At 31.2% G+C, this 13,372-nt stretch carries 9 protein-coding genes; 4 read left to right on the top strand and 5 right to left on the bottom strand.

The genetic code is table 11. The features are described from left to right. Positions 1–15 precede the first annotated feature (15 nt). Positions 16–2,943, bottom strand: coding sequence for a CHAT domain-containing protein (locus tag ABD077_RS01800; RefSeq protein ID WP_343909918.1), 2,928 nt, complete (start codon positions 2,941–2,943; stop codon positions 16–18). Positions 2,944–3,188: 245 nt separating this feature from the next. Here ABD077_RS01800 and ABD077_RS01795 point away from each other — a divergent pair, with 245 nt between their 5' ends. From ABD077_RS01795 to tyrS, 3 genes are all read left to right on the top strand, one after another. Further along, positions 3,189–3,776, top strand: a complete 588-nt coding sequence (locus tag ABD077_RS01795) for an RNA polymerase sigma factor (protein WP_343909916.1) — start codon at positions 3,189–3,191, stop codon at positions 3,774–3,776. A gap of 4 nt (positions 3,777–3,780) precedes the next feature. Then, entirely contained in the window at positions 3,781–4,521 is a 741-nt protein-coding gene (locus ABD077_RS01790) for a tetratricopeptide repeat protein (RefSeq protein ID WP_343909914.1), read from the top strand. 95 nt (positions 4,522–4,616) lie between these two features. After that, positions 4,617–5,912, top strand: coding sequence for a tyrosine--tRNA ligase (gene tyrS / locus ABD077_RS01785; RefSeq protein WP_343909912.1), 1,296 nt, complete (start codon positions 4,617–4,619; stop codon positions 5,910–5,912). A gap of 126 nt (positions 5,913–6,038) precedes the next feature. Here tyrS and ABD077_RS01780 read toward each other — a convergent pair whose 3' ends face one another. The 3 genes from ABD077_RS01780 to ABD077_RS01770 all read right to left on the bottom strand — a co-directional run bounded on the left by ABD077_RS01780 (position 6,039) and on the right by ABD077_RS01770 (position 8,154). After that, positions 6,039–6,488 (bottom strand): YHS domain-containing (seleno)protein, encoded by a 450-nt coding sequence (locus ABD077_RS01780; RefSeq protein WP_343909910.1) that lies wholly within the window; start codon positions 6,486–6,488, stop codon positions 6,039–6,041. 223 nt (positions 6,489–6,711) lie between these two features. Next, the gene (locus ABD077_RS01775) at positions 6,712–7,692 is read right to left on the bottom strand and encodes a LuxE/PaaK family acyltransferase (RefSeq protein WP_343909908.1); all 981 of its coding nucleotides are present in this window, start codon (positions 7,690–7,692) and stop codon (positions 6,712–6,714) included. A 132-nt stretch (positions 7,693–7,824) separates the two neighbouring features. Continuing rightward, on the bottom strand, positions 7,825–8,154 hold the full coding sequence (locus ABD077_RS01770; RefSeq protein WP_299605123.1) for a T9SS type A sorting domain-containing protein: 330 nt from the start codon (positions 8,152–8,154) through the stop codon (positions 7,825–7,827). A gap of 305 nt (positions 8,155–8,459) precedes the next feature. On the opposite strand from ABD077_RS01770, the gene ABD077_RS01765 reads away from it, so the two are divergent. Further along, a complete protein-coding gene (locus tag ABD077_RS01765; protein WP_343909906.1) occupies positions 8,460–9,866 on the top strand; it encodes an MATE family efflux transporter in 1,407 nt (468 codons plus the stop codon). A gap of 158 nt (positions 9,867–10,024) precedes the next feature. On the opposite strand, the gene ABD077_RS01760 is transcribed toward ABD077_RS01765, so the two are convergent. Beyond that, positions 10,025–13,237 carry a CHAT domain-containing protein gene (locus ABD077_RS01760; RefSeq protein ID WP_343909904.1) on the bottom strand — a complete coding sequence of 1,071 codons (3,213 nt, stop codon included), beginning with the start codon at positions 13,235–13,237 and terminating at the stop codon, positions 10,025–10,027. Between the last annotated feature and the right edge of the window lie 135 nt (positions 13,238–13,372).

Raw genomic sequence — 13,372 nt, 5'->3', positions numbered from 1 at the left:
AATGTAAACAATTAGCTATAAATATTTTGATCGACTATTCTTATTTTTTTTCTTTCTTCTAATCCAAAACCAACATAGAGAAGATATTACTATAATAAGCCCTGTAATTATCCAGTACCAATAATATTTATTGCCAAATTGTACTGGATCAGAATCTCCTAGAAGATAAAAACCTCCCCAGTAAAAAGGATGAATTCGGTTGATATTGGCATTTCTAAGATATTCTAATTTAGCTTGTTGAAGTGCTTCAGACTTATTCAACCCGTTTTTCAAGTTGGTATAAAAGTAGGTCATTAAATCAGGAGTCGTTTGATCGGATACATCCCAGCTACTAAGTAATAAACTTTTGGCTCCTGCGTACTGAAATGCAGTACCTAAGCTCATGATTCCTTCTCCTTTTGCAATTTTTCCAGTACCTGTATTACATGCACTAAGAACGGTGAGTTCTGCTGGAATATCCAATGCGAATAGTTCATGGCTGTAGAGTAAATTATCCTCTTTGGAATCATTCTCTTGAGTAAAGAACAATTTTGAATTTTCTGGGCGTTCATTATCTACTTCACCATGTAATGCTAGGTGTAGGATACTATATTTTCCTGCATTTTTTTTAAAATTTTTCTCTATAGCTTCGGATCCATAAAAGTAGTTCCCATCTATGATACTTGCTATAGCTCTAATTTCTTTACGTGTACCAGGTAAATCTTTTTCATACATCATAAGATCTGATAAACTTATAGTATTTAATGATTGATTATCAATTAGATTAGAAAAAGAAAAAGCCAAGCATTCTTCTTGAGTTTGTGCAAAGCTGAATATGCTTCGATTCTTATTAGAAAATAATAAATTCGCCGAATTAGCATATGAGATAATATAGTTTTTTAAAAAATATGATAGCTCTTTAGGGTTGTTAGAAATATCATCCTTGCTAAGCAACAAATCAAAATTGAGATGCCATAACACACCATCAGGTACAATAATTAATTCTTTTCCAAGTAGATCGTTTTCTATAGGTGATATTAAATCTTTATATAGTGTTCGCGCTATTTTTTTATAAGTTCGGGTATTTCTATCCGTAATTGTCATTCTAAATTGAGAGATTTTTTCTTTCAAGTTGGATGCAGGTAGTTTCTTTACGGTGATGTTATTTTTAGTGATGATGAATGTATAGACAATATCCTTAGCAATAAAAAATTCTAAAAGAGTTGTTGTTGGTTTTAACATCTCCTGAATTTGATCGACCATAATGACTGAGTTCTGATATTTTAGTTTATGGTATTTGGGGTAGTCGTTTTTTAATATAATATCCAGAGAATCTTCTGTTAAACTAAGTTGATATAATTTATTTTCATATTCCTGAACTTTGGAATTATTTTTAGATTGTTTAGAGGTTTCAGCAATTATTCTAGATTGATAAAACGCGCGATTGATACGCTGGTTCTTTTCCAATTTTAATATTTCACTAGATAGTCCAGCGAATTTTTTAGTTTTTGATTCATTTATCAAATCTTTAAGTATGTTTGCTTTACTTTTTTCGATGTAGTAGATTATCTTTCTTAAGGTTTGTTTTGTTTGTATTTCTTGATAATATTGGAATTCGGCTTTGATGGCATTGGTATAAACGGACCTAGCATTTTCGGAAAACGAAATTTTTTCCTGATAATCTTGATAGGATTTTCTGATATAATTAATAAGTAGATCTGCTTTTTCATATATTTCTAGGCTTTCGCATAGATCTCCAATTTCTTCATATTCCTCATATTTTAATTGAAGAGTTGTAGCTTTTCCTTGCAAAACCGCTAAAAGTAACTTTAAGTCATAGTACTTGCTAGGATCAAAAGTATCTTGTTTATTATTTGTGTATTTTATTTTTTTATTTGAGTTAAGCGCTTTTTCGTAATAAGATAGGGCTTTAGCAAAATCTTTTTTCTCATTATACACTTTTGCAATATTGTAATAAAAATCAGAAGTTAATATATGTTCATTTCCATAGGTGTTCTGAAATGAAGCTAAACCTTTTTCATAATATTGTAAGGCCTCATTATATTGCTTTTTTCTGATATAAATATTTGCAATTCTTAGATTTAAATTTACAATTTTCGGGTCATTCTCATCTAAAATAGCCATATACGCTTTAAGAGCTTTTTGATAATACGATGAGGAAATTTCATACTCTTTTCGAAAATCATAAATATCTCCGATATCTGCATACAGTTGAGCAACATCAAAATTATTTTCACCATAAGCATGAATATGTATTCTTAAGCTTTCTAGGTAGTTAGTCAATGATTTTTCATATAGCTTCAGGTCTTTATAGAGATTACCTATATTTTGGTAGCTTTTGCCGTTTTCAATATAATTTTCTCCAAATAATTTGGTTCCAATATTGATACTTTTATTATAATATTCAATTGCTTTTTTATTTTCTCCATTTTTTATAAAAACATCACCTATATTGTCATAAGTGAATGCGATCATATCCTTTTTCCCAGAATATTGAAATACAAGAAGAGATTTCTTATAGTTTTCTAATGCTAGATCATATTGAAATAAGTTTTTGTAGGTGACACCGATATGTAAAAAACCTGTTCCGGTATAATAGTGGCGCCATCCGTATTTCTGAATGGATAATTTCGCAAAGGTTTTGAAATAGTCTAGAGCAATTTCATGCTCGCCTAAGTTCTTGTATATGAGGCCTATTCTGTTGTAATGGATAATGATTTTTTCATGATTTTGACCATAGATTTTGGACTCAACATCCATTGCTTTTTTATAATACTCAATAGAACGCTCCAGCTTTTTTTGTTTCAATAAAGATTTAGCTTTTTGTAAGTATTGAGCAGCAAGGATAGTATCTTGAGGTGACTGTGAGAAGATTTGACATAATGGAAGAAAAATAACAATAAATGAAATTTTTAATATGATTTTTTTTTTTAGTCGTTCCATGGATGACAAATTACACAGCCTAATTTAGATTGTTTGTTTTTCTGAAATCTATTATTACTTACAATAATTTAGGTGTAGTATTTTTAATTGAGTTTCCCGGTTTCAAGTTTATGTAAAATTATAATAAAACCAAAAATAGATTACAAAATACATTTATTAATAACATAGAGAATAAAAATGTTATTTTTACAAATTGATTAAAGATTAAAAAAGGGTAACAATTTACTGTTTTAGGACATTAACCTATGAGTATTAATAATGATCGTAAAATTTTAGAAGGGATTCGTGCTGGTGATGCCAAGGCTATTAAGATTTTTTACAAAAAAAACTTTAATTATATAAAAGGTTTTATTCTTAAAAATTCTGGAGACGAAGAAGATGCTGAAGATATTTTTCAGGATGCTTTAATCGTTATTTATGAAAAACTAAAAGCTGGAAGTTTGGATATTCATTCTAACGTTACTCTTAGAACCTATCTCTACGCGATTTGTAAGAATATGTGGAGGAGCCGACTAAGAAAGAAAAGAAAAATGATTGTTGATAATGAGATGTTGGAAGAAAATGAAGGGGTAGAGACGACTATAAGTGAGGAGATTGAGTTTAAAGAGCGTGAGCATTTGTATAGGAAATATTTTCTTGCGCTAAGCGACTCTTGTAAAGAGATATTAAATCTTGTTTTTGATGGCAATAATATGAAAGAAATTGCTGTTATAACAGGATACTCAGATGGATACACCAGGAAGAAAAAATTTGAATGTAAAAAAGCATTGTTAGAAAAACTAGAGAAAGATCCAATGTTTCAGGAATTAAAAATAACTTCTGTAAAAGATTAATGTGATGGAAAGAACTCAGGAATTATTTGAAAAAATAGAGCTTTATTTGTCAAAAGAGTTACCTGTTCAAGAGGTGATTTCTTTTGAAAAGGAAATCTCTATGGATTCTGATCTAGAACTCGAAGTAGAAAAACATCGCGAACTGCAACGTGTGTTAAGTGATACCGATACTCTTTTGTTTAAAGAAAAAATACATAAAATTCGGACCGAAATCAAAGAAGAAAATTCGGAAGAAAACACTACATCTTATGCTGTTTTCTGGAAGATAGCAGCTTCAATAATTATTGTTTTTGGAGTAGGTAGTTTATTATGGAATACGCTCAATACTTCAGATGATTTTTCTGATTTGTATACAGCGTACTACGAGTTATATCCAGTAGAAGATGTTATTAGAGGAAGTAGTCAGTTAGAAAAGGATGTTATTATGAAAAATTATGCCGAAGGGGATTATCAAAAAGTTGTTTCTATACTTTCTGGTAATACTTCTTTTCGTCTAACAGAGCAATTTAGATTGTATCTGGGTAATAGCTATCTTAATTTAGGAAAAGAACAATCGGCTTTGGAGCAGTTTCAGCAGATAGGGGACAATAGTAAATATTCAGAAAACGCCAGTTGGTATCAGGCCTTAACTTATTTAAAATTAAAAGATGCTAAAAAGGCTTCTATCTTATTAAAAAAGATTGTTGATTTTGATGGTGTTTACAAAGAAAAGGCAAAAGAGCTATTAACTAAATTAGAAGATTAATTTTTTCAGTAAGTAGAGACACTAATTTCTACAGTATTCATAGGGCTATATAATCCATATTTTTATCTTTGCGCCATAATTTGAACACTACAAAAATGGCGGTAAATTTTATAGAAGAACTTCGTTGGCGCGGGATGTTGCATGATGCAATGCCTGGTACAGAAGAGTATTTATTGGAGCAGATGAGAGCAGCGTATGTAGGATTTGATCCAACAGCAGATTCTTTGCATATTGGTAATCTAGTACCAATTATGTTACTGGCCCATTATCAACGTGCTGGTCATAAACCTTTCGCGCTAGTAGGTGGTGCTACCGGAATGATAGGAGACCCTTCTGGTAAATCTGCAGAGCGAAATCTTTTAGATGAAAATACACTTCGCCATAATCAGGAAGCTATAAAATTGCAATTATCACAGTTTTTGGATTTTGAAAGTGATGAGCCTAACGCTGCTGTTTTAGTAAATAATTATGATTGGATGAAAGAATTTTCATTCCTTGATTTTATTAGAGATGTAGGTAAGCATATTACCGTAAACTATATGATGGCTAAAGATTCTGTAAAGAATAGAATTTCTTCAGAATCTTCTGATGGGATGTCATTTACAGAGTTTACCTATCAATTAGTACAAGGATATGATTTCTTGCATTTGTATAAAGAGCATGATTGTACATTGCAAATGGGAGGTAGTGATCAGTGGGGTAATATTACCACTGGTACAGAATTGATTAGACGAATTGGAGGAGGCAAAGGCTATGCGCTTACATGTCCGCTGATCACAAAATCTGATGGTTCTAAGTTTGGTAAGTCCGAAGGAGGTAATGTTTGGTTAGATGCTAAGAGAACTTCTCCTTATAAGTTTTATCAGTATTGGTTAAATACAAGTGATCAGGATGCCGAAAAGTATATTAAGATTTTTACTTTTCTTACGAAAGAAGAGATTGAAAATCTTATTGCCGCTCATAATGAAGCTCCACACCAAAGAATTCTTCAGAAGAAGTTAGCAGATGAGATCACTATTATGGTGCATTCTCAAGAAGATTTGGATAATGCGATCAAAGCGTCTAATATATTGTTTGGTAAATCTACCTCAGAAGATTTAAAAGGGTTGGATGAAGCTACTTTCTTGGATGTGTTTGATGGTGTGCCGCAAGCAGAAATATCTAAAGATAGTATCAGCAATGGTGTAGATATTATTGGAGCATTAGCGGAACATACAGGTTTTTTAAAATCAAATGGAGAAGCAAGACGTGCATTGAAAGAAAACTCTATTTCTGTGAATAAAGAAAAGGTTAAAGAAGGGTATTCTATATCTACTGATGATTTAATCAATGATCAGTTTGTACTATTGCAAAGAGGAAAGAAAAACTATTTTGTGATTAGAACGGTATAAGGAAACGACAAAACCATATATAAAAACAAAGCCTGCAAGAATCTCTTCTTAGCAGGCTTTGTCAACTAACCAATCAATTATTGAAAAAAACTTAACGTTCTATATGTTTATCGAGAGTTTGCTCGATTATTTTTTTGCTTTTATTTTTTGCCAATTCTCATCAGCTTTATTTTTTAAGGCTTCTGCACCTTCATCATTCCATTTGGTTAATGTGTTTATTCCCCAGGAATTATAGAATAAGTACAGTTTGCCATCTCTTATTTCGTAAGTTTCAGGATCAACACCTACTTTTTCTGCTTTCGCTCCAATTGCGTAGGCACAGTAACCACCGTATTGAGGAACAAATTTTTCTGGATTCTTTTTAAATTTCTCCAAATTTTTCTGACTTGCGAATTTATATTTCACGTTGTCATGAGTAGCGGTATATTTACTTTCTCCTTTTACAGCTTTGTTATTAAAGTATTCTGTTACATCGTATCCTTCTGCGACAAAACCTTTTTTTAGATTGTAATCAATCTTCTGTGCTGTTAAGTTGGTGGCTAATCCCAAAAACAGTAAGATTAAGAACTTTTTCATTTTGTGTAATGTTTTTTTGTTGTTACACCCATTCAGTCGTAAAAAAAACAAGACATTACAATTTTAACATAATTATAAGTTTTTAATATGTGTGAATATCCAATTTGATATGCGTTATATGCTAAAACCTATACATCCATAAATACGGTTCAATACCTACTATGTTGCATAATAAGATCATAAAAGAATCTTAATTATATAGAATAAAATGAGAAAGGTAAGATTACAATACCATTAGGTTACATCCTCTAATATCACTATTATCGAATCTACCAAGAATTTCGAAACTTCCATCTTCGTAAGTCTTACCGAGATCTTGTGTAGCTATAAAGGAACAAGAATTAATATTTGCTAAGTCTATAATATTAATTCCACCCGTTTTATTGTGTTTTAATAAAGTAAGGGCATCTTCTGGATCACGAGTATATATTTTCATCCAAGGAGGACAATTAAAAAGACCATTTCCTTTAGAGTAGGCTTGTGATAGTAATTCGGTCATTCCATACTCGCTATGAATTTTAGAAACACCGAACCCATTTGTTAGTATTTGATGTAATTCTTCTCGGACCATTTCTTTACGCCTACCTTTCATTCCTCCAGTTTCCATGATTATGATATTATCATTTAAATGGAGTGAGTATTGCTCTGCAATATCTAAGAGCGCAAAAGAAACGCCGATTATCAATACTTTCTCTTGTTTTTCTGCTAACTGATTGATGGTTTGAATCAGTGTATCTATTTCATTAAGATAAAAACCACTATTAGATTTGTTACTTGTTTTTATCAATTGATCGGCCATATATACTAAGGAAGAGCCTTCTCTTTCTAAGTATGAAGGTAATAAAGCCAAAACGGTATAATCTGAAATGTCTCCATAGAAAAAATGAAAAGCTTTTCTGAAGCTATTTTCATAAATCTTTAGATTCGTAACATAATGCTTACTCGTAATACTTCCAGTGGTACCACTACTAGTAAAGACCTGTTGCACATCTGCTGGAGAGCTTACAATAGTTTCTTTTTTGAAAAATTCTATCGGAAGAAAAGGTATTTGTGTAATTCGGGTTACTGAGTTTTTAGTAACACCTAATAAATTACAAAAACGTTGGTATACTTTGCAATGAATGTATTGATGATGAAAAACTCTTAAGGCTACCTCTTCAAATTCTGCATCATTTTCAATTTCAAAAATTCTATCGGATAGCATAAACTTTTCAATGTATTTTTGAAACAAAGGTATAAAAAAACACCCTTTATAAATAGGGTGTTTTTTAAGTATGATGGGTTATGATATGCGTTCTTTCGATATCACAAAATATAGTCTATAAAGATGATGTAATTATTGTCTAATTAATTTTTTAGAAAAAATCTCCTTACCAGATTTAATCTTCAATACATATACACCTGGTGGTAGAGCGGAAATATCCAATTGTTCTCTTGTGGTAATTACTTTAAATAAAACAGTTTTTCCTAATACATTAAAAACTCTACACGTTATTGATTTTCCAGATTTGGAAGTGATGTTTAAAACATCTCCAGTAACTGGATTTGGAAATATACTAATTTCTTCTTGATCCTTTATTTCAATGGATGATTGCGCCTGAACTCCTGTAGAAGAGGAGAGGACAAAAATGCCAATAAATATGAGTAGTAAGTAGATTTTCTTCATAAAACTTTATTTTGGGACTATAAAAGTACAATATTTTATTAAAAATAGAGTTAGGGCAGCCATTTTTAAATGTTAAATATATACAAAATAACAAATTTATTTTCACATTTATGGTATACCCTTTTCATAATTAAGGTTTTTCTTTTTTGTTGTCTCGGGAAAAAGTCCCATCTTTGTTTATTATGAAGTTATAAGGATTTATGTACACATTTATGGAAATATCGGATTCGGTATTATTAGGCTAAAAATCTTCTTTTAGTCGTATTTCCATTTTTCTCTTTTTTTTTAAACATAATCCATTTTTCATGGCACACAATAAAATAACCTTAACCAAATTATTTTCTTATTTTAAAATAGCTGTAACAGGCAAAGAAAAAGAATTTTCAACCGGCAGTATTCGCAAGGCGGTATTCATGCTGGCCATTCCTATGATTCTTGAAATGATGATGGAATCCATATTTGCATTGGTAGATGCATATTGGGTCTCTAGTTTGGGAGCAAATGCAATAGCAACTGTTGGCATCACAGAATCTGTAATTACACTTATTTATGCGGTAGCGATTGGACTGAGTATGGGTGTAACTGCTATTGTAGCAAGAAGAGTAGGCGAAAAAGATATCGAAGGCGCTTCTCAAGCAGCAGTACAGTCTATATTTCTTGGAATTGCAGTAGCCATATTAATTAGTATCGTTGGGATACTGTTTCCGAAAGAAATTTTAGCACTCATGGGAGCAGAAGCGGATCTCATTGCCGAAGGATATGGCTACACTCAGGTTTTATTAGGAGGGAATATTACCATCATGCTATTGTTTTTGATCAATGCAGTTTTTAGAGGCGCAGGAGATGCTTCGGTAGCTATGATTGTGTTGATTGTTTCTAATGTTCTTAATATTATTTTGGACCCACTATTTATTTTTGGGTTTGGACCTATTCCAGAATTTGGAGTACAAGGCGCAGCTATCGCCACAACCATTGGTAGAGGAACCGCTGTAGTACTACAACTAATGATTTTATTCTTTGGGTGGAGCAAGATTAAAGTAACATTAAAAGATATTGTACTGCGATCTCAAGTAATGTTTAATCTGGTAAAGGTTTCCCTTGGTGGAATCGGACAGTTTATTATCGGAACTTCTAGTTGGGTGTTTTTAATGCGTATTATGGCCGAGTTTGGTAGTGAGGTATTAGCAGGATATACGATTGCAATTCGAGTTTTGATGTTTACCTTAATGCCTTCTTGGGGTATGAGTAATGCAGCTGCGACTTTGGTAGGGCAAAATTTAGGAGCTGGTAAACCTGAGCGAGCAGAACAATCTGTATGGAAAACCGGTAAGTATAATGCAATCTTTATGGTGTTTGTTTCTTTTGTATACTTAATATTTGCCGAATATATTATCGGGTTTTTTAGTGAGGAACCAAAAGTAATTACCTATGGCGCGTTAAGTCTTCGTGTGATTGCAGCAGGGTATGTGTTTTATGCCTATGGTATGGTGATTATTCAATCATTTAATGGAGCAGGTGATACCAAAACACCAACAATTATCAATTTCTTTTGTTTTTGGGTGTTTCAATTACCGTTTGCATATATGGCTGCCATACTATTTGATTGGGGAGCGATGGGAGTTTTTCTTGCTATTACTTTTGCAGAAGTACTCATAGCTGTAATTAGTATCATATGGTTTAGAAAAGGAACTTGGAAATCGGTGAAGGTGTGAGGCGAAATAAGCTGTTTAAAAAGTACTAAAAAGTTGTATTTATCGGTCTGAGCCGTTCGACAAGATCTGTTGAAGATTGACTGACGATCAAATGGTTATAAACTTCTACGCCTATCTGCTTATAGAGGAAGCATAGTTTGACAATTATATATTACTTTTTAGATAGCTTTTTTCTTCTTTTTTAGTACAAAAAAGGTTAAACATAAAACTAGTACAAGTAAAACAAACCAAGTTATTGTTTTAGATATACTAAAAGGATTTTGTAGATCAATAGATTTGTTGTTGCCCAGAAGATAAAAACTTCCCCAATAAAAGGGATGTGATCTTGTAATATTTGCATTTTTTAAATAGTCTAATTTAGCTTGTTGCAGTGCTTTTGATTTACTCATTTTAGATGATAAATGAGTATAGAAATTGCGCATAATCTCAGGAGTATTTTGATCAGGGACTTCCCAGTTTGTTAGTAATAAGCTTTTAGAACCAGCATATTGAAAAGCATTTCCTAGACTCATAATTCCTTCGCCTTCTGCGATTTTGCCTGTTCCAGTATTGCAGGCACTTAAAACAACTAACTCGGCAGGAATATCTAAAGCAAATAACTCATGACTATATAACAAATCATCCTCAATAGAGTCATTACTTTTTGTAAAGTACAACTTAGAGTTTTCAGGATGTTCATTATCAACTTCTCCGTGTAGTGCTAAATGCAGTATATTATATTGATGAGCTGCCTTTTTAAAGTTTTTTTCAATTGCCTGAGCACCATAATAGTATTGCCCATTTACAATTTCAGAAATGGCACTAATCTCTTCCCGAGTGCCAGGAAGATCTGCATCTGCATTTCTTAGAATATTAAATGATAAGGATTCAGAATCTGTAATTTGTGTACTATCCGAAAAAGAAAAGGCCAAACATTCCTGCAATAGTTTTGAGTTGTTGTTTGAATGGTTTTTTGAAAAAAGCACATTTACAGAATTAGCATAGGATATGGCATAATCACGAAGCATATAGGGCAATTGCTTTGGATCTTTGCTAGTACTTTCTTCAGTTAATAGTAAATCAAAATTTAGATGCCATAAAGGACCATCTGGAACTATAATCAATTCATCACCTTTTAGTTGGTGAACTATGGGTTTGATGAGTGTTCCATATAAACTTTCTGCATTATTCTTGTAATCAATAATATTTTTGGAAGTAATATGTTCTCTAAAATGCTGTATTTTCTGTGCAATATTGGGAGTGGCTATTTTAGAAACGTTGATGTCATTTTTATTTAGCGTAAAAGCATACGTAACACTATCGGTAGTAAAAAATTCAAGAATCGTAGTGTTGTTAGATAATCTTTCCTGAATTTCGGGTACTGTAAGAAATGTGTTTTTGTATTTAAGACGATAGTAGTTCGGATGATTTTGTTCTAAGAAATTGGTTAAAGAATCTTGTTTTCTTGTTATATCAAATATTTTATTTTCATAGAATCTAATTTTTGTAGTATCAGGATTTTTCGTTTGTAATTGATTAGTAATGTTTGAAGTGTAAAATGCCAGATTGGTTTTTAGGTTCTGTTCTAATAAGAGCGTTTCTTTAGACAAACCAGCGAAGGTTTTGGCTCTAATAGTTGTAAGCAAATTTTTAAGGGTATTGGCTTTGCTTTTTTCGCTGTACTCGAAAGCCTTTATTAAATGCGTAGGATTGTTTTTAACTTTATAAGAAAGAAATTCAGCTTCGATGGATTTTTTGTAAATTTCCTTTATGTCTCTAGATAAAATAACTTTGTCTTGATGATTTTTTTTGAAATTTTTAAGATAATGTATAATACTATCTGCTTTTTGATAATATTGTGTTGCTTTCTGTAAGTCTTTAATTTTTTTATTGGTATCAAATAAAAGTTTAAAAGAGTTTGCTTTTAATTTCAAACTCATCAAAGCAATACTAGGGTCGAAATAAATTTTAGGATTAAAAACTGAGTGGGTTTTTGATTTTTTTTGATATCTTGAATTAGCTATAATAGCTTTTTCACAAAAGTCCAATGCTTCTTTGCCCATCTTTTTTTCGATATAAACTCTAGCAAAAAAATTGTAAAGTTCAGAATTTTTTGAATTTTTTTTGCCGAAAAGATTTTTGTTAATGTCTAGCGCAATTTTTGAATGAAATAGGGCTTTGTTTAACAATTTGTTTTCGTAGAAATACCAAGCAATTGTAGAATGTGTTTTTGCTACTTTGGGATGCGAGTTTCCATAGTTAGTAGTATATATGTTTAATGTTTTTTTTAAAAAATTGAGAGCTTCATCTGTATTTCCTTGTCTTTGAAGAGCAATTGCCTTATTACCATAAATTTGTGCAATTCTAGGATGTTCTTCTGAGAATATTTTTTCGTAAATTTCTTGTGATTTAGTATAGTTTTCTAATGCGCTGGTAATCTCATCTAAATTTGAAAAAGCATTTCCTATGTTCATATAGGATGATGCTATTGAATAATGTAATTCACCATATCTTTTTTGTCGAATCGTTAAAGATTTTTTGTGATATGTTAACGCTTTATTGAAATTTCCCAAAGAATTATGAGCATTGCCAATATTATTATAAATAGAAGCTGTCAACAATTTATTAGTAGATTTAATAAAATTTTGAGTATTTAATGCTATTTTATAATTTTTTAATCCATTTTCTGAATCTCCTTTTGACATGAATAAATTCCCTAAATTATTATAATAATTTACACTTTTAGGGTGGTGATGATTTGAAATATCGTTTTGAAATTCTATTGCTTTTTTCAATGTTTCAATTGCTTCATCGTATTCTCCTCTCCGATAAAAAATACCTGCTACGTTATTATAATAAAGACCAATATTACTATTAGGGCTGTTTGGATAATTTTTAGCAATTTGTAATGCTTTTTGATATGCATTTAACGATAAATTCAATTGTGCAGTTTTAGAATAGACTCTACCCAAATTATTATATGCATTAGCAAAAGCAATATGATTTTCGGGAAGTATTTCCAGTTTTATTTTCAATCCATCTTTAAATTTTCTCAGAGCATTTTCGAATTCAGATTGCTCATAATAATACCAGCCAATATTTTCTAAGGAATTGGCTTTTTCGATATTATTTTTTTCTAGTTTTGATTCACATATACTAAATGCCTTTTTGGAAAAATGTAGAGCGCTGTCCAGAGTTGTCTTTTTTAGGTATACACTAGCTATTTTATTGTAACTAGAGGCTGTTTTTTTCCAATATTGAAGAGATTTATAAATATCTGCTGATTTTTGATAATAGATAATCGCACTATCTAGATGCTGACGCTGTACTAAAGAATCTCCTTTTTGTTGATATAAATTGGCATTAACTGTGTCTTTTGAAGTCTGTCCCAAAAGATGATGGCTTAAGAAAAATAGAATAATAAAAAACTTTGCAAAAGGGGATTGGTGCATGGATATGTATTAACGGATGGGTGATAAAATAATAGACAAACAAAGGAATTAAAAATGTGTCATTTTTTCATGAAA

Origin of the sequence: Aquimarina litoralis, assembly GCF_039523995.1 — a bacterium.
Taxonomy (GTDB): Bacteria; Bacteroidota; Bacteroidia; order Flavobacteriales; family Flavobacteriaceae; genus Aquimarina; species Aquimarina litoralis.
The sequence above is the reverse complement of the archived record's forward strand: the minus strand, read 5'-3'. Positions and strand labels throughout refer to the sequence as shown.